At 71.3% G+C, this 21,295-nt stretch carries 20 protein-coding genes; 9 read left to right on the top strand and 11 right to left on the bottom strand.

The window, feature by feature from the left end; translation table 11 throughout:
* Positions 1-53: 53 nt before the first annotated feature.
* A complete protein-coding gene (locus AC6CKD_RS24375; RefSeq protein ID WP_373916381.1) occupies positions 54-275 on the top strand; it encodes a DUF7848 domain-containing protein in 222 nt (73 codons plus the stop codon).
* 574 nt (positions 276-849) lie between these two features.
* On the opposite strand, the gene AC6CKD_RS24370 is transcribed toward AC6CKD_RS24375, so the two are convergent.
* On the bottom strand, positions 850-1,200 hold the full coding sequence (locus AC6CKD_RS24370) for a hypothetical protein (RefSeq protein WP_387985415.1): 351 nt from the start codon (positions 1,198-1,200) through the stop codon (positions 850-852).
* 247 nt (positions 1,201-1,447) lie between these two features.
* A complete protein-coding gene (locus AC6CKD_RS24365; protein WP_498329876.1) occupies positions 1,448-3,097 on the bottom strand; it encodes a recombinase family protein in 1,650 nt (549 codons plus the stop codon).
* Between the two features lie 47 nt (positions 3,098-3,144).
* Here AC6CKD_RS24365 and AC6CKD_RS24360 point away from each other — a divergent pair, with 47 nt between their 5' ends.
* Positions 3,145-4,023, top strand: coding sequence for an aldo/keto reductase (locus AC6CKD_RS24360; RefSeq protein ID WP_498329875.1), 879 nt, complete (start codon positions 3,145-3,147; stop codon positions 4,021-4,023).
* Between the two features lie 123 nt (positions 4,024-4,146).
* Here AC6CKD_RS24360 and thpR read toward each other — a convergent pair whose 3' ends face one another.
* The 3 genes from thpR to AC6CKD_RS24345 form a co-directional block, all read right to left on the bottom strand.
* On the bottom strand, positions 4,147-4,737 hold the full coding sequence (thpR, locus tag AC6CKD_RS24355) for an RNA 2',3'-cyclic phosphodiesterase (protein WP_498329874.1): 591 nt from the start codon (positions 4,735-4,737) through the stop codon (positions 4,147-4,149).
* 146 nt (positions 4,738-4,883) lie between these two features.
* Positions 4,884-6,239, bottom strand: a complete 1,356-nt coding sequence (locus tag AC6CKD_RS24350; RefSeq protein ID WP_498329873.1) for an MFS transporter — start codon at positions 6,237-6,239, stop codon at positions 4,884-4,886.
* Between the two features lie 25 nt (positions 6,240-6,264).
* Complete coding sequence (locus AC6CKD_RS24345; protein ID WP_498329872.1) at positions 6,265-6,702, bottom strand: MarR family winged helix-turn-helix transcriptional regulator; 438 nt, start codon at positions 6,700-6,702, stop codon at positions 6,265-6,267.
* 120 nt (positions 6,703-6,822) lie between these two features.
* On the opposite strand from AC6CKD_RS24345, the gene AC6CKD_RS24340 reads away from it, so the two are divergent.
* Positions 6,823-7,005: a hypothetical protein gene (locus tag AC6CKD_RS24340; protein WP_030156886.1), complete on the top strand. Its 183-nt coding sequence runs from the start codon at positions 6,823-6,825 to the stop codon at positions 7,003-7,005.
* A 38-nt stretch (positions 7,006-7,043) separates the two neighbouring features.
* Here the strand turns inward: AC6CKD_RS24340 and AC6CKD_RS24335 are convergent, their stop codons facing one another.
* Positions 7,044-8,450 (bottom strand): NCS2 family permease, encoded by a 1,407-nt coding sequence (locus AC6CKD_RS24335; RefSeq protein WP_498329870.1) that lies wholly within the window; start codon positions 8,448-8,450, stop codon positions 7,044-7,046.
* Between the two features lie 136 nt (positions 8,451-8,586).
* On the opposite strand from AC6CKD_RS24335, the gene AC6CKD_RS24330 reads away from it, so the two are divergent.
* From AC6CKD_RS24330 to AC6CKD_RS24315, 4 genes are all read left to right on the top strand, one after another.
* Positions 8,587-8,886, top strand: coding sequence for a DUF2530 domain-containing protein (locus AC6CKD_RS24330; RefSeq protein WP_498329869.1), 300 nt, complete (start codon positions 8,587-8,589; stop codon positions 8,884-8,886).
* Positions 8,887-8,999: 113 nt separating this feature from the next.
* Entirely contained in the window at positions 9,000-11,474 is a 2,475-nt protein-coding gene (locus tag AC6CKD_RS24325) for an HAD-IC family P-type ATPase (RefSeq protein WP_498329867.1), read from the top strand.
* A 67-nt stretch (positions 11,475-11,541) separates the two neighbouring features.
* A complete protein-coding gene (locus tag AC6CKD_RS24320) occupies positions 11,542-11,829 on the top strand; it encodes a hypothetical protein (RefSeq protein WP_498329866.1) in 288 nt (95 codons plus the stop codon).
* Complete coding sequence (locus AC6CKD_RS24315; RefSeq protein ID WP_498329865.1) at positions 11,826-12,269, top strand: hypothetical protein; 444 nt, start codon at positions 11,826-11,828, stop codon at positions 12,267-12,269. Before AC6CKD_RS24320 ends, AC6CKD_RS24315 begins: the two co-directional genes overlap by 4 nt.
* A gap of 14 nt (positions 12,270-12,283) precedes the next feature.
* Here the strand turns inward: AC6CKD_RS24315 and AC6CKD_RS24310 are convergent, their stop codons facing one another.
* Positions 12,284-13,474 carry an MFS transporter gene (locus AC6CKD_RS24310; RefSeq protein WP_498329864.1) on the bottom strand — a complete coding sequence of 397 codons (1,191 nt, stop codon included), beginning with the start codon at positions 13,472-13,474 and terminating at the stop codon, positions 12,284-12,286.
* 95 nt (positions 13,475-13,569) lie between these two features.
* Here AC6CKD_RS24310 and AC6CKD_RS24305 point away from each other — a divergent pair, with 95 nt between their 5' ends.
* Complete coding sequence (locus AC6CKD_RS24305; RefSeq protein WP_498329862.1) at positions 13,570-14,568, top strand: ArsR/SmtB family transcription factor; 999 nt, start codon at positions 13,570-13,572, stop codon at positions 14,566-14,568.
* 21 nt (positions 14,569-14,589) lie between these two features.
* On the opposite strand, the gene AC6CKD_RS24300 is transcribed toward AC6CKD_RS24305, so the two are convergent.
* Positions 14,590-15,681 carry a hypothetical protein gene (locus AC6CKD_RS24300; protein ID WP_498329860.1) on the bottom strand — a complete coding sequence of 364 codons (1,092 nt, stop codon included), beginning with the start codon at positions 15,679-15,681 and terminating at the stop codon, positions 14,590-14,592.
* Positions 15,682-15,732: 51 nt separating this feature from the next.
* Complete coding sequence (locus AC6CKD_RS24295) at positions 15,733-18,975, bottom strand: sacsin N-terminal ATP-binding-like domain-containing protein (protein ID WP_498329859.1); 3,243 nt, start codon at positions 18,973-18,975, stop codon at positions 15,733-15,735.
* Positions 18,976-19,096: 121 nt separating this feature from the next.
* Here AC6CKD_RS24295 and AC6CKD_RS24290 point away from each other — a divergent pair, with 121 nt between their 5' ends.
* Positions 19,097-19,681: a TerD family protein gene (locus tag AC6CKD_RS24290; protein WP_498329858.1), complete on the top strand. Its 585-nt coding sequence runs from the start codon at positions 19,097-19,099 to the stop codon at positions 19,679-19,681.
* A gap of 31 nt (positions 19,682-19,712) precedes the next feature.
* Here the strand turns inward: AC6CKD_RS24290 and AC6CKD_RS24285 are convergent, their stop codons facing one another.
* On the bottom strand, positions 19,713-20,354 hold the full coding sequence (locus tag AC6CKD_RS24285) for a class F sortase (RefSeq protein ID WP_498329856.1): 642 nt from the start codon (positions 20,352-20,354) through the stop codon (positions 19,713-19,715).
* A complete protein-coding gene (locus tag AC6CKD_RS24280) occupies positions 20,347-21,138 on the bottom strand; it encodes a hypothetical protein (protein ID WP_498329854.1) in 792 nt (263 codons plus the stop codon). Before AC6CKD_RS24280 ends, AC6CKD_RS24285 begins: the two co-directional genes overlap by 8 nt.
* Between the last annotated feature and the right edge of the window lie 157 nt (positions 21,139-21,295).

Genomic DNA, 21,295 nt, shown 5'->3' with positions numbered 1-21,295 from the left:
ACGGACGCCGACGTGGAGATCCGCAACCATCCGCACTGGAATCGGTGGTTGCGATGACGCGTTCGGTCCTGCGGTACGTGGAACACCGCATCAGTCGACACCCGGGGACGGACGTGACCTTCGAGGCCGAGTGCCTGCGCTGCGACTGGCAGGCGCCGGCCTCGGACGACGGAGCAGCGGTGGACATCGAGTGCATGAGCCACACAGGCCGAACGGGGCACCAAGGTTTCCGCCGCTGGTGCACGTCCTTCGCGTGGGTCGAGCGCACGGGATAGCCCACGGCCGCATCGTGGGAAGCGGCGCCTTAGACGTCCTCGGATGGTCGGCGGCGAAGGCGTGGGGTATGACCCCCTGAGCCTGACAAGGCAGACCGCCACGTCTTGGCCGCTGAGATCCTTCCACGGTTCCAAAGGCCGTCAGACAACGGCGAAGGGAGGCGACTGCGAAGAACCGCAGGTCAAGCCCCCTCACCCCATCCGGACGATGGCCAGGAGGCTGCACAAGAGTGCAGCTCTTTGAGCTTGTCCTTCGCGGCTTCGCTCCTTGGGGGCGCGCAGCGCCCACCTGGGTAGCTTCCTGGCCTTCGCCTTCGGGGCCCCTGCGGGGCCGCTCCGTCGAAGCAGGCTCGGGCGGATGGCGGCCTGACGGCCGCCCCTTGCCTCTGCCGCTGAGGGCGCTGTCGCGCCTCGCGTCCCTTCGCCGTTGCCCAGCATGCCGCTTTGCGCTGTCAGTCCGGGCAGGGGCCGCTCTGTGAGGCCAAATAGATAAGAGAGGCGGCGTTCGTTTCCGCAGCTCAGAGGCGTTGTGGGTACACGCGAGGCGTGTGTGGACTACACGCGGGAGCAGCGCCTATCGGTCTTGGTGGATGCGGCACGGGACCGGAGCGCCCTTCCTCTTCTGGAAGAGGTGAGGCGAGACAACGAGGCAAGCGGCCCCGGATCGCGGTGACACGAGGTCCAGCCGCTTCGCTCGGATGACGGCATTGGTCGCGCTCTGGTCCGACAGGGGCTGGTCCTCCTTGCCCAGCAGAGCGGCCAACTTCCCCGGACCGAAGCTCGCGTGGCCCTGGCAGTCGGCCCACCCGAGGGCGGCGAAGTGGACGCGGTAGGCGAGCTGGTGCCGGGAGTCCTGGGCCATGCGCCGGTACTCGTGCTGGGAGATCCCGCCCCAAGAGCGGCCGGTGCCGAAGTGGATAGCCACTGAGCGCGGCTCCTTCCTGTGCGGCGCACGGATGCGCCAGTTGCCCCCGCCTGGTGGCGGGACATATGCCTCCCTTTCTTCGCGGGGGTGGACCAGCCATGGCCGGCATGGTCTTCACAGGGTGCCCTGGCTTCGGGCCTGGACTTGGTCTCGTGCAGTCGGGAGCGACGGCGGCGACCTGGCAGGAATCCTACAGAGCAGGGGAGGGCCCGTAGCGGGGCCCTCCTGTCGTCCAAGGAGGAGGCGGTCAGCTCTCGCTGTGCACCGCCGCCAAGTCCCGGACCCGACGCTTGAAGTCCATCGGGATCAAGACCTGCACGCGGCCCTTCCCTTCCTGCCACATGCCGTCATGTCCTTCCGGGGACATGGCCTGCACAGCGGTCAGGGGCGGCAGCTTCTCGGCGTGGATGACCGCCCTGACTCCGGCTGCCCGGAGTTCCTTGCCCTTCTCGTGCTGGGTCGACAGCTTTGCCCAGCGCTCGCGGTAGGTCTCATTCGTCGGGATCTCGTCCCAGCCGTCCGGCCGGGTGGGCTGGGCCATGAGTTGCTCGCGTCGCGCGTCCAGCCGTTTGTACGTCTCCCGGTACTCCTGCTTGCCCAGCTCGCTGGAGTAGAGGCCGGCTTCGCGGTCCTCCCGGAGTTCTGCCAGCGCGCGGTTCACCTCCTCGATGTCCCGCGTGAAGTCGACGCCTGGGCGAAAGACCTTCCGCACGATCTCGACATCGCCGGCCGCGCGCAGGAAGACCTCCTCGACGGCTCCCTCCAGCACATGAGCTGTGATGCCCTTGCTGCCCGTAGGGCAGGGCTTGTGCGTGGTCCGGGACGCACAGCGGTAGTACGGCCAGTTCCGCCCCGGGCCGAGGTACGCCGGTTCTCCGCAGGTGCAGAACGCGACCCTGAGCATGGGGGAGCCGCCCTTCCGGTTGCCGTTGCGCTTGCTGGTGTTCTCGTCCAGCTTCTTGTTCGCCAGCTCCCACTCGTCTTGAGTGACCAGCGGCTCCGCACGCTGGAGAGGGCGCCCGTCCGTGTCACGGACGATGCGGGTTCGCTTCGTCTTCTGGCCATCAATGACGACTTCCTCCATCACCTCCATCTGACCGAGAACGTTCAGAGAGCGCACTACCTTGGCTGTGTTCGCGGCGGTCCACCGGCCGCCCTTCGGAGGCTTGCCGTTCCTGATCAGCTGAGCGTCGAGCGATGTCGGGGTTTTGGTCGGGTCCTCGTTGAGCCACTGGGCGATGCTGTTCGCCGACTCGCCCTCGATAAGCCGGCGGACGATCTCGCGCAGCGTCCCGGCGGTGTCCGTTCCGTAGTCGTCCAGGACCAGCCGCCAGCCGTCACCGGTTTCCTGCTTCTCCGCCCGGTAGCCGTACGGGATCCGACCACCGCGCCAGCGCCCCTCCTTCACCAAGTGGTTGTACGAGGACTTCGCCCGGGCCTTGATGGCTTCGAGCTCCCCCTCCGCGAAGGAAGCGATCAGGCTGAACAGCAGCTTGCCCATCTGCGTGTTCAGGTTGATCCCGTCCTCGACGGTGGCGACCTCCTTGCCGTGCTTCTCACACCACTCCACGAGTGTGTGCACGTGGAGCACACGCCGGGAGAGGCGGTCTAGCTTCAGCGCGCAGATGATGTCGTACTCGTCGGCCCGGGACTCCTCCAGCGCGATTCGGTGCTCGATCGAGCTGACGTCCTTGCCGATGGTGGACGGCAGCCACTTGCCGAACTCCGGGCGCTTCCACGGCTCGACACCGCCGGATACGTCGATGTCCTCGACCCATCCGACGACGACGTGTCCTTCCTGGTCGGCCCATCGTTGAACCGATCGGCGCTGACGCTCCGGCGATGTGGTCTCGTCCGACACCTTCGACAGGCGGATTACTCCCAGGACCCTTGCCACTTGTTCTCCCCATCCCCTGTGGTGCTTGGGGATCGACGCTAGGGCCCTTGCAGGCTTGGCGTCAAAGTGGATTCTTCGGTACGGCAAATGTGTACGGGTGGGGCGCCAACAAGGGCCGTACCGAGGAGATCATCGGCACCTGGTTCGGCCAGGGCGGCGGCCGTCGCGAGAAGACGGTCCTCGCCACCAAGGTCTACGGGAGCATGGCCGCCGAGGGCGACCCGTGGCCCAACTACGACCGCCTGTCGGCGCTGAACATCCGGCGGGCCGTCGACGCCAGCCTCAAGCGCCTGAACACCGACTACATCGACATCTACCAGTTCCACCACGTGGACCGGCTGACGCCCTTCGAGGAGATCTGGCAGGCCGTCGAGGTCCTGATCCAGCAGGGGAAGGTGCTGTACGCGGGCTCCTCGAACTTCCCCGGCTGGAAGATCGCCCAGGCCAACGAGGCCGCGGCGCGCTCGGGGCGGCTCGGCCTCGTCAGCGAGCAGTGCCTCTACAACCTCGCCGAGCGGCGGGCGGAGCTGGAGGTCATCCCGGCTGCCGAGGCGTACGGGCTCGGCGTCATCCCGTGGTCCCCGCTGCACGGGGGGCTGCTGGGCGGGGCCATCCGCAAGGCGTCGGAGTCGGGCCGTACGGCCACCGGCCGCTCGGCGGACGCGCTCGCGAGCAGCTCCGTACGGGCGCAGGTGCAGGCGTACGAGGACCTGCTGGACAAGCACGGACTGGAGCCCGGCGAGGTCGCCCTGGCATGGCTGCTGACGCGTCCCGGGGTCACGGGCCCGATCGTCGGGCCGCGTACGCCGGAGCAGCTCGCGTCCGCGCTGCGCGCGGTGGAGCTGGAGCTGTCGCCGGAGGTGCTGGCGGGGCTGGACGAGGTCTTCCCGGGGCCGGGGCCCGCTCCGGAGGCGTTCGCCTGGTAAGCGGCGGTCTACGGGCCCGCCGGCCTACTGGCCCACCGCGGCGGCCACCGCCACCACGAGGAACATCAGTACGAGCACACCGGCCATGACGCGGTTTCTGGTCTTGGGATCCACCCGTCGAGCCTAACGCGACCGGGCCCGCCCTTCGTACGGAGGGGCGGGCTCTCCCAGTTCCCAGGAGCCGACGACCTCGTAGCGGGGCCGTTCGCCGGGGACGCCGGAGTCGGGCAGGTTGCTGCGGACCAGGCTGAGCTCGCCGACCTGCCAGGCGGTGCCCTCGAAGGAGGCCAGGGCCGTGCAGTAGGGGCGGACGTCGTGCCGCTCGTCGCGGAGCCGGCCGAGGGTGAGGTGGGGGGTGTAGCGGTGGTGCTGGTCCATGGGCACCCCGGAGCGCCGGGCGGCGGCGTCGGCGCGCTCGGCGAGCATGCGCAGGGCGTCGAGGTCCCCGGCGGCGCCGGCCCACAGGGAGCGGTGGCCGAAGTGGCCGGAGCCGTGGATCCGGAGCGGGAAGGGCGCGGTGCGGGCCGCGGCCCGGGCGAGGCGGGCGTGCAGTTCGGGGAGGACCTCGTCGCGGACCTCGCCCATGAAGGCGAGCGTGAAGTGCCAGCCCGCTTCCGCGGTCCAGCGGAGGCGGTCGTCCTGTAGGCCGCGGACGGCCTCGGCCAGTTCCGAGATGGCCGCCTCGGGCGGGATGACGGCTGCGAACAGTCTCATGGTTCCGAGACTAGCGAGGTGGTCGCCGTGCGGCGCCGTTGCCGGGGACCGGTCCCCGGTCCCCCTGTGCCTCGCACGCCGGCGGGGCTGGATGTCGGCCGGCGGGACCGGATCGCCCGGAAGGCGATCCGGTCGCGCCGGGTGCGTCACGCAGCCGTGGCCAGCTGGCGGCGGCGGTCCGAGGGGACGAAGGCGACGCCGTGGCGGTTCACGCTGAGGCGGAGGTTGCCGATGCGGGAGAGGACGAGGCCGATCGTGACGGCGGCGGCCAGCGAGACCACTCCGCCGGCGGCCATGCCGATCCGCGCGCCGTAGGTGTCCGTGACCCAGCCGACCAGCGGGGCCCCGATCGGCGTGCCACCGGTGAAGACCATCATGAACAGGGCCATCACCCGGCCCCGCATCTCGGGGTCGGTGGCCATCTGGACGCTGGAGTTCGCGGTGACGTTCACCGTCAGGCCGAAGACCCCGATCGGGACCAGCAGCGCCGCGAACAGCCAGAAGCTCGGTGCGAAGGCCGTCACCAGCAGGAGGACGGAGAAGAGCACCGCCGCCGCGACCAGCAGCCGCAGGCGGGACAGGCCCCGCCGGGCCGCCAGCAGTGCGCCCGCCAGGGAGCCCGCCGCGATCAGGGTGTTGAAGAGCCCGTACGTGCCCGCGTCGCCGTGGAAGACCTTGCTGACGAAGGCCGACAGCCAGATCGGGAAGTTGAAGCCGAAGGTGCCGATGAAGCCGACGAGGACGATCGGCCAGATCAGCTCGGGCCGCCCGGCGACGTACCGCAGGCCTTCCCGGAGCTGGCCCTTGGCGCGCGGCTGGACCTCGACCCGGTGCAGGTCGCGGGTCCGCATCAGCAGCAGGGCCGCGATCGGCGCCGCGAAGGACAGGCCGTTGAGCAGGAAGGCCCAGCCGGAGCCGACGGCGGTGATGAGGACACCGGCGATGGCCGGTCCGATCAGTCGCGCGGACTGGAAGTTGGCCGAATTCAGGCTGACCGCGTTGGCCACCTGGTCCTTGCCGACCATCTCGGGGACGAAGGTCTGGCGGGCCGGGTTGTCCACGACGGTGACCAGGCCGAGGAGGAAGGCGGCGAGGTAGACGTGCCAGACGCTGACGTGGCCGGCGAGGGTGAGGACACCGAGTGCGAGGCCGGTGAGGCCCATGGCGGCCTGGGTGCAGAGCAGCAGCGGCCGCTTGGGGAGCCGGTCGGCGAGTACGCCTCCGTAGAGCCCGAAGAGCATCATCGGCAGGAACTGCAGGGCGATGGTGATGCCGACCGCGGAGGCGGATCCGGTCAGCGACAGGACCAGCCAGTCCTGGGCGATGCGCTGCATCCAGGTGCCGGTGTTCGAGACGGCCTGGCCCGTGGCGAAGAGCCGGTAGTTCCTGATCTTCAGCGAGCTGAACATCGAGTGGGGATTCGAGTTCTTCTTGGTGCCGGGCGTGCGCGTCGTGGTGGATGTGTGGCCGGGGGCGGAGTCTGCTCCGGGTCCCGTACTCAAAAAGGTTCGCCTCCTGGCGTCGTTCCTATAGGTGCGCGAGCTTGTCCAGGACGGGCGCGGCTTCGCGCAGCTTCGCCCATTCGTCCTCGGTCAGCTCGGCCGCGAGCCCGGCGAGGAAGGCGTTGCGCTTGCGACGGCTCTCTTCGAGCATCGCTTCGGCCTCCTCCGTCTGGCGGACCACCTTCTGGCGGCGGTCGTCGGGGTGCGGTTCCAGCGTGACCAGTCCCTTGGCTTCCAGCAACGCGACGATCCGCGTCATGGACGGCGGCTGTACGTGCTCGCGCCGGGCCAGCTCACCGGGGGTGGCGTGGCCGCAGCGGGCGAGGGTGCCGAGGACCGACATCTCGGTCGGGCTCAGCGATTCGTCGACACGCTGGTGCTTGAGGCGCCGGCCCAGCCGCATGACGGCGGAGCGGAGGTCGTTCACGGCGGCTGCGTCGTCACCATGGGAAAGGTCATGCATGTTCTTTAGAGTAACTCATTACCCTGCCTAAGGAACACCACTTATCTGGTGTCACTCGTACGGGTGAGACGGCTCCGGAAAGTGACACGCGTCCATGCCCTGTGCCCCGACTCTTTCGGCATGGGGACACATGTGCTGAGCATGCGCATAGACGGGGAGCTCCTCGACAGGCTCCGGACTCATGCCGCCAAACGCGGAATGAGCGTCCAGGACTATGTGGTCCGGACGCTCATTCGCGACGATTTCGACGAACGCTTCAAGGCGGCCGTCGACGAGACGGAGAAGTTCTACGGGCTCACCTGAGCCCGCGTCCCGACTCCGGGTGCCCTCGGGGGCGGGGGTTACGTGAGGCCCAGTGCCGGCATCGCGTAGTAGAAGACGAAGACCGCCGACACGACGTACATGGCCACCGGGACCTCGCGGCCCCGACCGGTCGCCAGTCGCAGCACGGAGAAGGCCACGAAGCCGATGCCGATGCCGTTGGTGATCGAGTACGTGAACGGCATCATCACCATGGCCAGGAAGGCCGGGACGGCGATGGTGAAGTCGTTCCAGTCGATGTCCCTGACCGAGCCGGCCATGATCAGGAAGCCGACCGCGACGAGGGCGGGGGTGGCCGCCTGTGAGGGGACCATCGTGGCGAGCGGCGTGAGGAACAGCGACACGGTGAACAGGCCGCCCGTCACGATGTTCGCCAGGCCCGTCCTGGCCCCCTCGCCGACGCCGGCCGTGGACTCCACGAAGCAGGTGGTGGCCGAGGAGGAGGAGGCGCCGCCCGCGGCGACGGCCATGCCGTCCACGAACAGGACCCGGTTGATGCCGGGGAAGGAGCCGTCCGGCTTCGTCAGCTTCGCCTCGTCGCCGACGCCGAGGATGGTGCCCATCGCGTCGAAGAAGCAGGACAGCAGCACGGTGAAGACGAACAGGACGCCGGTGAGCATGCCGACCTTGCCGAAGCCGCCGAACAGGCTGACCTGGCCGATGAGGCCGAAGTCGGGCGCGGCCACCGGGTTGCCCGGCCATTCGGGGACCGTCAGGCCCCAGGCCGTGTCCGGGAGCTCGGTGATCAGCTGGATCACCAGGGCGGCGACGGTCATGGCCACGATGGAGATCAGGATCGCGCCGGGGGTCTTGCGGATGATCAGCGTCAGCGTCAGCAGGACGCCGACGACGAAGACCAGTACGGGCCAGCCGTGCAGGTGGCCGTTGCTGCCGAGCTGGATCGGGACCGTGGTGTGCGCGAGGTCCGGGATGCGGCTGACGAAGCCCGAGTCGACCAGGCCGATCAGCATGATGAACAGGCCGATGCCGATCGCGATGCCCTTGCGCAGGCCGAGCGGGACGGCGTTCATGACCCGCTCGCGCAGGCCGGTGGCGACCAGCAGCATCACCACGAAGCCCGCCAGGACCACCATGCCCATGGCGTCGGGCCAGCTCATGCGCGGGGCGAGCTGGAGGGCGACGACGGTGTTGACGCCGAGGCCGGCCGCGAGCGCGATCGGGACGTTGCCGATCACGCCCATCAGCAGGGTGGTGAAGGCCGCGGTCAGCACGGTGGCGGTGACGAGCTGGCCGCCGTCGAGCTGGTTCCCGTACATGTCCTTCGCGCTGCCCAGGATGATCGGGTTCAGCACGATGATGTAGGCCATCGCGAAGAAGGTGGCGAACCCGCCGCGGACCTCGCGGCCGAGGGTCGAGCCGCGCTCGGAGATCTTGAAGTAGCGGTCCACGGGGGCCGACGTGCTCATGGGGGTCCTGGTCCTCAGTGGTGGTTTCATACAGCGAAATCGGGCCAAGCCCAAACCGTTTCAGTATGAACACATGAACGAAGAGGCGTCTATCTCCGCGCGTAGACCTGCCGCCGACCGGCCTAGACTTGGCCGCATGGCGAAATGGACTGCGCAGCACGAGGCCCCCGAGCCCCTCGAGGGTCCGATCGTCGGAACCGTCGCGGGCGGCACGATCATCTGGTTCGCCCTCTTCCTCTTCCAGCTCCCCTTCTACGGCTGGTTCGCGGACCGGGGCATGCTGTGGTGGGTCTGGACGTGCGCGGTCGGCGGGGTCCTCGGCCTGATCGGCCTCTGGTACGTCCGCGGCCGCGATGCGGCGCTGAAGCGGCACGCGGCTGAGCTGGCCGCTCGGAACGAAGGCGGCCCGTCGGCCCCGTCACCTCAGGCGGGCTAGCCCGCCCGGGGCGATTTCGCAGGGCTACCAGGGGAGGATTCGGCTCATCCCAAAGTCGGATCTTCGTACCTCTCGGCGGGTGAACCCCTGAATCGCCCTTTACCGTCGAAAGCATGACGCAGCGGGCGAGGATCGAACCAGACGGACCGGAGCCGGGCGGCGGTGGCGGTACGGCCGCCGGGACCGCCATCGACGCGGGCGCCGAGCTCGATCCCGTCCACCCGGTCCAGCCGCCCGCACCCCGCTTCAAGCCGGCCGGGCTGTCCACCGCCGAAGTCGCCGAGCGCGTCGCCCGCGGAGCCGTCAACGACGTCCCCGTCCGCAGCAGCCGCTCCACGGCCGACATCGTCCGCGCCAACGTCTTCACCCGCTTCAACGCCATCATCGGCGTCCTGTGGGTGGTCATGTTCTTCGTCGCCCCGATCCAGGACAGCCTGTTCGGCTTCGTGATCATCGCGAACACCGGCATCGGCATCATCCAGGAAATGCGGGCCAAGAAGACCCTGGACAGCCTCGCGGTCATCGGCGAGGCCAAACCCAGCGTCCGGCGCGACGCCCGTACCGCCGAGATCTCCACCTCCGAGATCGTCCTCGACGACGTCATCGAGCTCGGACCCGGCGACAAGGTCGTCGTCGACGGGGTCGTCGGCGAGGCCGACGGGCTGGAGATCGACGAATCCCTCCTGACCGGCGAGGCCGACCCCGTCCTGAAGAAGCCCGGCGACCCGGTCATGTCCGGCTCGTTCGTCGTCGCCGGCGGCGGCGCCTTCACCGCCACCAAGGTCGGCCGCGAGGCCTACGCGGCCCAGCTCGCCGAAGAGGCCTCCCGCTTCACGCTCGTCCACTCCGAGCTGCGGTCCGGCATCTCCACCATCCTCAAGTACGTCACGTGGATGATGGTCCCGACCTCCATCGGCCTGATCATCAGCCAGCTGATCGTCAAGGACAACAACCTCAAGGACGCCATCGCCCGCACGGTCGGGGGCATCGTCCCGATGATCCCCGAAGGGCTCGTCCTCCTCACCTCGGTCGCCTTCGCCATCGGCGTCATCCGGCTCGGCCGCAAGCAGTGCCTGGTCCAGGAGCTGCCCGCCATCGAGGGGCTCGCCCGCGTGGACGTGGTCTGCCTCGACAAGACCGGCACCCTCACCGAGGGCGGCATGGACGTCACCGAGTGCAGGCCGCTCGGCGGCGCGGACGCCGCGTACGTCAAGAAGGTGCTCGGCGCGCTCGGCGAGAGCGACCCGCGCCCCAACGCCAGCCTCCAGGCGATCATCGACGCCTACCCCGACAGCGCCGTGTGGCGCTGCACCGAATCGCTGCCCTTCTCCTCCGCCCGCAAGTACAGCGGCGCCAGCTTCAGCGAGGGCGACGGCGAGAACAACACCTGGCTGCTCGGCGCCCCCGACGTGCTGCTCCCGGCCGGGGACCCGGCCCTGGAGGAGATCAACGAGCTCAACGAGCAGGGCCTACGGGTCCTCCTGCTGGGCCGGGCCACCCTCGAACTCGACGACCCGGCCGTGGCCACCGGGGTCAAGCCGACCGCCCTCGTCGTCCTGGAGCAGCGGCTGCGCCCCGACGCCGCCGACACCCTGCGCTACTTCGAGGACCAGGACGTCAAGGCCAAGGTCATCTCCGGGGACAACGCCGTCTCGGTCGGCGCGGTCGCCGGCAAGCTGGGCCTGCCCGGCGCCGAGAACACCGTCGACGCGCGCACGCTCCCCACCGACCGGGGCGACATGGCCGACGTCCTCGACGAGAACGCCGTCTTCGGGCGGGTCACCCCGCAGCAGAAGCGCGACATGGTCGCCGCCCTCCAGTCCAGGGGCCACACGGTCGCCATGACCGGCGACGGGGTCAACGACGTGCTCGCGCTCAAGGACGCCGACATCGGCGTCAGCATGGGATCGGGTTCGGAGGCCACCCGGGCGGTCGCGCAGATCGTCCTCCTCAACAACAGCTTCTCCACGCTGCCTTCGGTGGTGGCCGAGGGCCGCCGGGTCATCGGCAACATCACCCGCGTCGCCACCCTCTTCCTCACGAAGACGGTCTACTCGGTGCTGCTGGCCGTCCTGGTGGTCTGCTCCCAGGTCGAGTACCCGTTCCTGCCGCGCCACCTGACGCTGCTGTCCACGCTCACCATCGGCATCCCGGCCTTCTTCCTGGCCCTCGCGCCCAACAAGGAGCGGGCCAAGCCGCACTTCGTGAAGCGCGTGATGCGGTACGCGATCCCGGGCGGGGTCATCGCCGCCGTCGCCTGCTTCGTGACGTACGTGATCGCCCGGCACCACTACACCGGTCCCGACGCCCTCAAGGCCGAGACCAGTGCCGCTACCCTCGCGCTGTTCCTGACCTCGATGTGGGTCCTGGCGATCATCGCCCGCCCCTACACGTGGTGGCGGGTGGGCCTGGTCGGCGCGATGGGCGGGGCGTTCCTGATCGTCCTCGTCGTGCCCTGGCTCCAGGACTTCTTCCAGCTCAAGCTGGAGGGCGCCGTGATGCCCTGGGCCGCCGTGGGCATCGCGGCCGTCGCGGCCACCCTCATCGAGTTCACGTTCCGGTGGGTGGACCGGAGGTTCCCGGCGTAGCCAGTGGCTCGGGGTTCACCCATCAGGGGACTGGACGGGCGCCTCGCGAGTTGGTCATACTTGCTATATGGCTACGAAGAAGATCACGATCACCGTGCCTGAGGAGCTCCTGGAGTCCATCCGCTCCCGGGTGGACTCGCGCGGGGTGTCGGCGTACATCACGGAAGCGGCGGCCGGTAGGGACGCTGTGGACAAGCTGGGTGAGCTGTCGGCCGGCCTTCAGGAGGAGTACGGCGCCCTGACCGACGAGGAGCTCCGTGCCGCGGATGACTGGCTCGCCGAGATCGACGCCAAACACGACGCACTGAGAGCGGGAGCCGAGGTGACCCGCGACCCAGGGCAGGCTGCGGCATGACGCCCCGCCCGAAGCCCGCGGCCGTTCATCGCCCGAGGCTGTTCGTCTTCGACTCCGAGGCACTGTCCAAGGCGGTGCGCGGGGACCGGGCCATCGTCGGTCTGGTCAACAAGGCCTGGGAGCGCAAGGCGCCGGTCGTCACCTCCGGGCTCACGACGTTGGAGGCATGGGATCCACGGCCGGGCAAGGCGCCCCGGCTCTGGGACTGGTCCCTGTCCCGCATCGAAGTCGTCCACGCGGATGATCCGGTCGTCGGTATCGCTCGTGCACTCCTCACGGAGGCGGGGCTGCACGGCCACAAGTACGCCATCGACGCCGTCCTCGCTGCCGTCGCCGTCGCGAAGTCGAGGCGAGGCGCGCAGGTCACGGTGTTCACCTCTGACGTGGACGACCTGGGGCGGCTCCTGTCGGGGCACCCTGTCGTGGTCGTGGCGGTCTAGCTCCCTGGGTTGCTCTACGCCGCCAGCTCGTGGGCCTGCTTCGTACGGTGTGCGATCCGGCTGCGCAGGCCCAGGATCGCCACCGCGGCGAGCAGCCCCGCCACGAGGGCCCCCCACCACAGGACCGCCGGCCCGACCCCGGTGTAGAGGGCGACGCCCAGGGTGAGGGCGGCGAAGCGGGCCGTGCCCCAGGTCCAGCTGAAGGCGCCCTGGTAGCGGCCCCGGGCGTCGGCGGGAGCCAGGTCGGCGACCAGGGAGGCCGCGATGCCGGCCACGGCCAGCTCGCCGAGCGACCAGACGACCACCGAGACCACGTACCCGGTGACGGAGTCCGCGAGCCCGGTCAGCGCCACCCCGACGGCGATCAGTGCGCTGCCCGCGGCCTGCACCGGGAGCCGCGGCAGTCCCGACAGCCTGCTCGTCACGTACGGCTGCAGGGCCACCACCAGGACGGCGTTGACGGCCGCCAGGGCCCCGTACACGGCCGGCGAGAACCCGCTGTCGCGAACGGCCAGCGGCAGCGCCACCTCGGTCAGCGAGTACACGAACAACTGGACCCCGAGCAGCGGGAGCAGCAGGAGCAGCAGCCGGTCGCGCAGGACGACCCCGTAGCCCAGGCCCGTGGCCTTGGCCGGAGCGGTGCGGGCCGGCTCGCGCAGCCGGGTCGCGACCACGACGGCGTAGAGGAGCGCCGAACCGGCGTCGACGGCGAAGAGCAGCCAGTAGCCGTGTGCGGCGAGGAAGCCGCCGAGGACGCCGGCGACCGCCGTGCCGATGTTGACGCCCCAGTTGAACAGGGCGTACGCCTTCTGCCGCCAACCGCTGTCCACCGCGTCGGCCAGCAGGGCGAACGCGGCGGGCGGGACGGTGGCTCCGGCGGTGCTGAGCAGCAGCGCGGAGGCGGCCATCGTCCAGAGTCCCGGGGCCAGGAACAGCGCGCCCTGGGCGACGGCGGAGCCGATGAGCCCGATCAGCATGGTCGGACGACGGCCGATCCGGTCGGCCAGTAGCCCGCCGACGGCCGGGCCGAGCAGGTGGCCGGCGCCGAGCGCGCCGAGCACGAAGGAGATGTCGGAGCCGGTGATGCCCCGGTCGGCGAGGAGGAAGACCAGGAACGGGGTGACGAGGTAGCCGAGCCGGTTGATGATCGAACCGGCGAACAGGTTCCAGACGAGGGGCGGAAGACCGCGGAAGGAGGAGGGCATGACAGGAGCCTGCGCCGGGACGGCCGCGGTTCCTATTGATTAAGCTGGGGCCGAATCCAACGGGGTGACGGGTCGCGGAGCGATGGGGCGGGACCATGGAATACGAACTGAACTTCTCCGCGGCCGACCTGGCGCAGACCCGCTTCGCGGTGTCTCCGATGTGGGAGGTCGTCACCAGCTTCCGGCTGCTGAACACCGAGACCGATCCGCCGCTGCACCGCCGCTGGGCCGCGCAGGTGCGGCCCCGGCTGCACCGTGCGGGCCTGGACCGGGGCTGGCTCGCCGCGCTGATCCCGGGCACGGGCTACCTCGCGGACTTCCTCAACCCGACCCCGGCCGGCCCCTTCCCGGAACTGGCCTCCGAGCTGGCGGCCATCCGCGGCAGCGGCCCGGAGAACGTGCGCTTCGACCTGGACACGATCGCGGACAAGTCCCGAGGCGCGGGTGCCCGCCCGGCGGCCCGCCTGAGGCTGCTCCACGAGGACCCCGGAGCCGTACTGGAGAAGGTCACCGACGAGATCGAGACCTACTGGGAGCTCGCGCTCGCTCCCTATTGGCCCAGGGTCCGCCAGCTCCTCGAAGCCGACGTGTTCCACCGGGCCCGGCAGGTCGCCGAGCACGGCTCCGCCCACGTCCTCAACGAGCTCCACGACACCGTCAGTTGGGACGCCGGAACCCTGCGCATGGTCCGCCGGCACTGCGCACTGACCCGCGACCAGACCGGCGCCGGACTGCTGCTGGTGCCCTCGGCCTTCGCCTGGCCCCGGATCCTGACCCGCTCGGTGGCCCCCGATCCCCTCCAACTGGCCTACCCGGCCCGGGGGACCGGCACCCTCTGGGAGCCCCGCGCCGCCAAGGCCACCGATGCGGTGGCCGCCGTACTGGGCCGCTCCCGGACCCTGCTGCTCGCCGAACTGGACACGCCGGCCTCCACCACCCAACTGGCCCGGCACAGCGGCCTGTCCGCCGCCGCGGTCTCCCAGCACCTCACGGCCCTGCGCGACGCGGGCCTGGTCACCGGCCACCGCGCCGGCCGCTCGGTCCTGTACGCCCGGACGGCCATCGCGGACGCCCTGCTGACGCCGGTGGGGTGACGGGCCCGGCGCCCGGTGGGATCACCGGAAGGTCTCGTAGGTCATGAACGCGCCGAGGGCGAGCATCCCGAGCGCGCAGGCGAAGGCGACGGTGTATCTCGCCACCACCGGGATGAGGGAACCAGGGACCTTCGTGCGGTAGGGGCGCAGGGCGTCGTAGACGACGTGGAGGGTCGGCGTCCTGTGCTTGCGGGTGTGGTGCGTGTACGTGAGGCCGTCCGTGGCGGTGAACTCGTACCGGGGCTGCGGGCTTCCCTGCGGGCTTCCCTGCGGGTCGACGGCGCGGACGGCCTCGACCGTGATGCCGCGCCGGGCCAGGGCCACCCGCACGGACACCATGAAGACCCCGGCGGTGACGGCGGCCAGGCCGAGGAAGACCGGTATGCCGATGACGGCCACCGAGACCGCTTCGAACGCTCCGTGGGTGACGCCGGCCCAGATCGTGTAGCCGAGGTAGGCCAGCACGAGGCCTGCGGGCCAGGCCGCGGATCTCCAGACGATCCGGAGCGGCTCCCCGCCGGAATGGGACTCGGTGGTGGCCAGGGCGCTGCCGGCCGGGTCCCGTTCCTGCGGGAGGGCGCCGTTGACGGCTTCGGCGAAGGCCGCGGTGGCGGCCGGCTTTCCGCCCGGGAGCTGGAGGGTGGCGCCGTCGGTCAGGACGACCTGGAGGACCCGCTCGCCCTCGACCCGCGCCTCCTGGACGGCGGCGAGCGGGATGTCGGTCTTCCGCGCGCCCCGGACGATGCGCAGCCGGTCCGTGCCGAGCGAGGCCCTCGCGTCGTCCCCGCGCCAGTGCGGTTCCTCCTCCCCGGATGCCGAACCGGTGGTGACCAGGGCGCTGCCGGCCGGGTCCCGGTCCTCGGGAAGGGCGCGGTCGAGGGCGGCGGCGAAGGCCGTGGTGGCGGTCGGGTTGGCGCCGTTCAGCCGGTGGACGGCGCCGTCGGTCAGCACGACCTCGACGAGCAACCCGCCCCCCGCGCGGACCTCTTGCACGGCCGCGAGGGGGATGAGCGTGTACTGCGGACCCCGCTGGATCCGCAGGTGGCCGGCTTCGACGGTGGCTGACGTGCCGCTGTCGGCGCCGCGCCCGGTCAGGACAGGGGAAGAGGACATGCCCGCATGATCCCTGACATGGCCGGACGGCTGTACAGGCGGATGCGCGGGTCAGTCGAACCAGCGGTCCCGGGCCAACTCCGCCGTCCGGGACGGGTCCTCCAGCAGGGCCGCCACCTCGAAGCGGCGCGGCCACTGGCCCGCCGCCCATGCGAGGGCCGCCGCGACGCCCTCCAGGGTGGAGGCGTGCAGGGTGCCGTCAGGGGTGCGGCGCCAGTCGAGTTCGATGCCGCCCGCCAGGAGCTCCTCGTGCTCCACGTAGCTCTTGGGGGTGGCCGGGCCCAGGAGCTGGTGCACCGGTTCGGGGACCTCGTGCTCCTCGCCCTCGGTGGTCACCTCCGCCGGGACCGTCTCCGAGAGGCGCCGGACCTGGAGCAGCTCCGCCAGGTCGGCGGCCCGGGCCGGGGCCACGGGCAGCAGCGGGAGGCCGGCCGTCAGGGGGAGCAGGTCCGGGGCGTCCGCGATCAGCGCCTCGGCCGCGTCCACCACGACCACCTCGCCGTCCACGACCGCGCGCAGCTCGTCGGGCAGGGTCACCTGCTCGGGGTCCAGCTCGGCCAGCGCCCCGTACAGGCCGTGCAGTTGGCGTCCGCCGACCTCCCGGTCCGGGTCGGCGAGGCGGCCCAGCAGCTCGGCGGCGCCGCCCGGCTCCTCCAGCAGGGCGGGCACGGTGGTGCGTACGCCCAGGGCCCGCAGGACCTGCTCGTCCTCGAAGCCGGTGGCGTCCGCCGGGGTGTAGAGGCCGGCCAGCAGCGGGTCGCCGCCCGCCGAGCGCAGGCCGGCCGGGCGGCGGCCGTCCAGGACCGGGTGGTCGCGCAGCCACCAGGCGGTGTACGAGCGCACGGAGCGGGTGGTGCCGTCGGGCAGTAGGACCCGCACGGGCTGGGTCAGGGCGTCCCGGAGGGGAGGCTGCGCCAGCATGGCCAGGGCCTGCGGCCAGCAGTCGTCGTCGACCAGGTCGAGGTCCCGTACGGCGACCAGCTCGGTGGCGACCGGCGGCACGGGGGTGTCGGGGAGCTGGTCCAGGAGGTCCTCGCACCAGACGTCGACCGCGTCGAGCAGCCCGGCGTCGTCGGGCTCGGCGAAGTCCCCGTCGCGGGGCTCCAGTTCGTCGGGGTCCAGGACCACGTCGGTGGCCCGGACCAGCTGGAAGGTGGCGAGCACGCCCACGGCCGTGAGGGTCCGCTCGTCCCAGCGCTCCACCAACTCGGCGTCCACGTAAGGGATCTCGTCTTCGCGGACCACGGAGGCCAGCGGTGAGCCGGGCAGCAGGAGCTCGCCGGCCGGGGTCGGCTCGCCGTCCTCGTCGGGCAGGGCGAGCGCGCCCAGCCACGGCTCGTCGCCGGGGGAGAGCTCGGCGTCGCGCACCAGGCCGAGAACGATGTCGGCCAGCTCCTCGGGGTCGAGGGCGTCCTCGTCCCAGATCTCCCCGGAGTCCAGGGAGGCCGCGACGGCCGCCCGCACCTGCGGGGTGGTCAGGACGGCGCGCGGGCTCGCCGGCAGCGCGCCGAGCTTCTCCAGCAGCGGGTGCACCGCGTCCGGGTGCGCCACCTTCAGGCCGAGCCGGGCCAGGCTCTGCGGGGTGCCCGACCGCGGGGCGTCCGCGCCGGGCAGCAGCAGGTGCCGGGGCCCGATCGCGGTGCGCCCGTCGGCCAGCGGCACGGGAAGGCCGGAGAGCCGGTCCGGGTCGACCCCGGCGAGGCTGTCGTAGAGCCGGTACCACCACTCCGGGGTCCGCTCGATGCCCGCGATCCGCTCGATGGCCTCGCCCAGCGGCAGCCGGCCCACCCCCAGGACGCGCAGCTCGGGGCGGCGCTCCAGCCCGGCCGGGAGCAGGGTCGGCAGTACCTCCGCGAGGACCCGTACGGTCTCGGCGCCCGCGCCCTCCACCACCTCGGCCTCGAAGGGGCGCAGGGCGGCCCGCTCCCCGGCCTGTCCGGGCTCTCCGGCCTCTCCGGGCTCCCCGGCGGGGGCGGCGGGCGCGAGGAAGGCCGTACGGGGCAGCCGCGCGATGACCGCGGCGCGCAGGGCCCCGTCGAGCTCGCCCTTGCCGAGCGGCCCGGGTACGAGGTCCACGAGCGCGGTGCTCACCGGGTCCCAGGAGCCCAGCAGTTCGGCGTACGCGTCGGCCGCGCGCTCCACGAGGAAGTCGGTCAGCGGCCCCGGCGCGGGGTGCCGGCGGGTGGTGTCCAGCGGCAGGGTCGCGATGAGCAGCGCGGGGATGCCCAGGGGTTCGTCGGTCGGGGTCGGCGCGTGCACCACGGCCGCGGTCGAGGGGCGGACCGGGGCGCCTTCGGCGTCGACGGGCACGGACCAGGACACCGCCCAGACGGGCCGCAGCCGTTCCTCGACGGGCCGGTCCGCGAGCAGCGCCTTCTCGATGGGGCCGGAGCTGCGCACGGTGCGCCATCGCCTGGGGCCGGACGCGGTGTCCGAGGCGGAGTCGGCGATGACGGTGTACGGGCCTTCGGTGCGGCGCGTCAGCGTCCGTACGCCCCCGGTGGGGGTGTCCACGACGACCTCGGCCAGCCCCGGCAGGGTCAGCAGCAGGGCGTCGTCGACGGCGGCGAGCAGCCGTCCGGCCAGCTCCTCGGCGGCGGCGTCGCGCAGCGGGAGGACCACGACGGTGTCGTAGCCCTCGGGCGCGGTTCCCTCGGCGGGCAGCGGCAGGCGCAGCAGCGGGACGTGGCCGTCGCGGCGGCGCAGCTCCTCGCCGAGCCCGGAGCTGCCGACGGCGGCGCCCCGGGCCAGCTCGCGGGCCTCGGCCAGGGACCAGCGCACCCCGCCGTGCCGGCCGAGGACGGCGGGCTCGTCGGAGACGGCCAGGACGGCGGCGAAGCCGACGCCGAAGCGGCCGACGCTGCCGGAGGAGTCGTCGCGCTTGGCGGAGGCGCGCAGCGTGGACAGCGATTCCACGCCGGTGGCGTCCAGCGGGGAGCCGGTGTTGGAGACGGCGAGCAGCGCGTGCCCGTCGGGCTGGTCGGTGCCGGCGTGCAGGGTGAGGCGCAGCCGGCCGGGGACCCCGGCGCGGGCGGCCGCGTCGGCGGCGTTCTGCGCGAGTTCCACGACGAGCCGGTCGCGGTAGCCGCCGAGCGCCAGGTCCTCCTCGGCGTTGGCGTCCTCGCGGAAGCGGGCCGGGCCCGCGCCCCAGGCGTCGAGCACCCCGCGTCGCAGCCGGGCCGTGCCGAAGGGGTCCACGCCGTCCTGGGCCGCCGTCACTCGCACGCTCACGCTGCTGCCTCCATGCTGTACTGCGATGTACCGCGCCGTACCGCGTACCGCGCCGTACGGCATCCGCGGAACACCGGACGCCGAGGCCCTGAAGGTATCGCGTGCGTCGGGCGGCTCCGCAAACGAACCGGCTTCAGGCAGACTTCACGAGTCGGTATCGCACTGCTATTTGTGAGGATTACGCATGATCACGCTCACCAAGGAAGACGGCCCCGCGGACCTGGGCGGCGTAACCCACCTGTCCATCGGGGTCTCGTGGGACCCCACCGTGGGCAGCAGCGGCGGCCTGATGGGCAAGTTCAAGCGGAAGATCGGAACCGACCTGGACCTGATCGCGATCGCGATGCAGGGCGCGGACCCGGTCCGCCTCGCCGGTCTCGACTCCCTGGATCCCATGGGCAACGGCTCGCTGCTCCACAGCGGGGACAACCAGACCGGCCACGGCGAGGGCGACGACGAGACGGTGACCGTCGAGTTCTCCCGGGTACCGGGCAACGTCACGTCCATCGTCTTCGTCGCCGCCGCGTACAAGAAGGGCAGCTCCTTCCAGAGCGCCCGCAACATCAGCTTCAAGGTGTACGACGGCACGGGCGGCAGCACCCAGCAGGTCGCCGACATCTGGCCGAGCCTGCTCGGCTCGGACAACGGCTGCGCCGTGGCCAAGGCGGTCCGGGACGGGTCCGGCTGGAAGCTGCACGTCATCAACGAGACCGGAAAGATCAAGCCGGGCGACGAGCAGGCCCTCATGCGCTTCGCCGTAGCCAAGTAGGCGCCCGGTCGGAGGGGGTGGGTCAGAAGGGCTATTCCCGGCCGACGAGGTGGGCGAACACCACGACGTTGGCGTCCCAGTGGCGGTCCTTGGTGAGGTTGCCGCCGCAGGTGATGACGCGCAGCTCGGCCTTGCCGTGGGTGTCCCCGTAGACCTTGTCGGTCGGGAACCGGTCCTTCTTGAACGTGTCGACCTCGTCGACGGCGAAGACGGCGGTGGAGCCGTCGTCGCGGTGGACCTCGATCTTCTCGTCCTTCTTCAGCTTCTTGAGGTTGTAGAAGACGGCCTCGGGCGCCCGGGGGGTGTCCATGTGCCCGACGATGGCGGCCGCGCCCTTCTCCCCGGGGGTCGGGCCCTCCTTGTACCAGGCCGCGTCCTGGGGCTTGGCGAAGTCGGGCTCCTGCATGGCGCCCCGGGCGTCGAGTCCGACGGCGTCGAGCGGGGCGTCGACCTTGATGTCCGGGATCACGATGCGGTCCGGGACGGAGGCGTTCAGCACCGAGGCGGCCTTGGCGTCTGCCGCGTTGTTCTCGACCGCGCCGCCGGCGCCGCCGCCGGAGGAGCAGGACGAGATCAGGAGGACCGTGAGCGCCGAGGCGCCCGCCAGGGCGGCCACGCGCAGGGCGCGGCCGCTCCGGCGGGGGGCGCGGTCAGGGGCGGACTGCTCAGCCATGGTTCGCGGCGTCCGAGGGGACCCGGCCGAGCGGGGCCTGGCCGGTGTTCACGGAACCCTTGGGGGTCTTGTGGTGGCTCGGGTCGACCGGCTTCGGCTTCGGCGTCGGGTTGACCGGGCCGGTGGCGTCGGTGGAGAACTTGACGGTGTCGAACTTCTTGCCGCCCGCGTACGCCTCGACGCCGTAGTAGCCGGACTTGACGTCCTTGGCGACGACCGCGGTGCCGGTCCAGACGCCCTTGCCGTCGTTCTTCAGGTTGACCTGGCCGCCGAAGGCGTCGGACTTGACGAACGCGCTCTTCTCGTTCGCCGCCGTCTTGATGGTGACCTGGATCTTGTCGCCCGGCTTGCCGTTGTCCTTGGACAGGATGACGGTGGACTCGGTCGGCTTCGGGACGTCGGCCTTGACCGTGAGCTGCGCGGTGGCCTGGAGCTTCCTGCCGTCGGGGCCCGTGCCGGTGAGGGCGACGCCGTAGGTGCCGGCCGGGACCTTGGCGACGGTGGCGGTGGCGCCGCGGCCGTCGGTCATCTTGACGCCGTCCAGGGCCTTGGAGGAGACGGCCAGGTTCGTCGAGCCGTCCGGGACCTCCATCGAGAGCTGGACGGAGTCGCCGGCCTTGGCCGAGGAGGTCGAGAGCTTCAGGGCCACCGGCGCGGAGACCGTGCCGGTGGCGGGGCTGCTCGCCGCCGTCGGGACGGAGTCGGCGGCGAACGCGGCGGTGGGGACGGCCAGGGCCATAGACGAGGCGAGGGCGATCGCCGAGAAGGTAAGTGCCTTGCGCATGGGGTTCCTCCTGAACGGGCCGGGGTTCGTTCCCGGCACACCAGACATGAGGGACATCCTGGGGTGGTTGGTTGCGCCCCTCCGAGTGGCCGGGAGGAGCCCCTGCCGAAGGTCCCGGGGCGTAAAGCCGCAGGCCGCGGAGGCGGTGGGGATCATC

This window comes from Streptomyces sp. GQ60, assembly GCF_059758875.1.
This window is presented reverse-complemented; position numbering and strand designations above follow the sequence as displayed.

Excerpts from the sequence above, each read along its gene's own strand:
- AC6CKD_RS24375 (WP_373916381.1), top strand. The coding sequence starts at position 54 with ATGACGCGTTCGGTCCTGCGGTACGTGGAACACCGCATCAGTCGACAC.
- thpR (WP_498329874.1), bottom strand. The coding sequence starts at position 4,737 with ATGAGACTGTTCGCAGCCGTCATCCCGCCCGAGGCGGCCATCTCGGAA.
- AC6CKD_RS24345 (WP_498329872.1), bottom strand. The coding sequence starts at position 6,702 with ATGCATGACCTTTCCCATGGTGACGACGCAGCCGCCGTGAACGACCTC.
- AC6CKD_RS24340 (WP_030156886.1), top strand. The coding sequence starts at position 6,823 with ATGGGGACACATGTGCTGAGCATGCGCATAGACGGGGAGCTCCTCGAC.
- AC6CKD_RS24335 (WP_498329870.1), bottom strand. The coding sequence starts at position 8,450 with ATGAGCACGTCGGCCCCCGTGGACCGCTACTTCAAGATCTCCGAGCGC.
- AC6CKD_RS24330 (WP_498329869.1), top strand. The coding sequence starts at position 8,587 with ATGGCGAAATGGACTGCGCAGCACGAGGCCCCCGAGCCCCTCGAGGGT.
- AC6CKD_RS24325 (WP_498329867.1), top strand. The coding sequence starts at position 9,000 with ATGACGCAGCGGGCGAGGATCGAACCAGACGGACCGGAGCCGGGCGGC.
- AC6CKD_RS24320 (WP_498329866.1), top strand. The coding sequence starts at position 11,542 with ATGGCTACGAAGAAGATCACGATCACCGTGCCTGAGGAGCTCCTGGAG.
- AC6CKD_RS24315 (WP_498329865.1), top strand. The coding sequence starts at position 11,826 with ATGACGCCCCGCCCGAAGCCCGCGGCCGTTCATCGCCCGAGGCTGTTC.
- AC6CKD_RS24310 (WP_498329864.1), bottom strand. The coding sequence starts at position 13,474 with ATGCCCTCCTCCTTCCGCGGTCTTCCGCCCCTCGTCTGGAACCTGTTC.
- AC6CKD_RS24305 (WP_498329862.1), top strand. The coding sequence starts at position 13,570 with ATGGAATACGAACTGAACTTCTCCGCGGCCGACCTGGCGCAGACCCGC.
- AC6CKD_RS24300 (WP_498329860.1), bottom strand. The coding sequence starts at position 15,681 with ATGTCCTCTTCCCCTGTCCTGACCGGGCGCGGCGCCGACAGCGGCACG.
- AC6CKD_RS24295 (WP_498329859.1), bottom strand. The coding sequence starts at position 18,975 with ATGCCGTACGGCGCGGTACGCGGTACGGCGCGGTACATCGCAGTACAG.
- AC6CKD_RS24290 (WP_498329858.1), top strand. The coding sequence starts at position 19,097 with ATGATCACGCTCACCAAGGAAGACGGCCCCGCGGACCTGGGCGGCGTA.
- AC6CKD_RS24285 (WP_498329856.1), bottom strand. The coding sequence starts at position 20,354 with ATGGCTGAGCAGTCCGCCCCTGACCGCGCCCCCCGCCGGAGCGGCCGC.
- AC6CKD_RS24280 (WP_498329854.1), bottom strand. The coding sequence starts at position 21,138 with ATGCGCAAGGCACTTACCTTCTCGGCGATCGCCCTCGCCTCGTCTATG.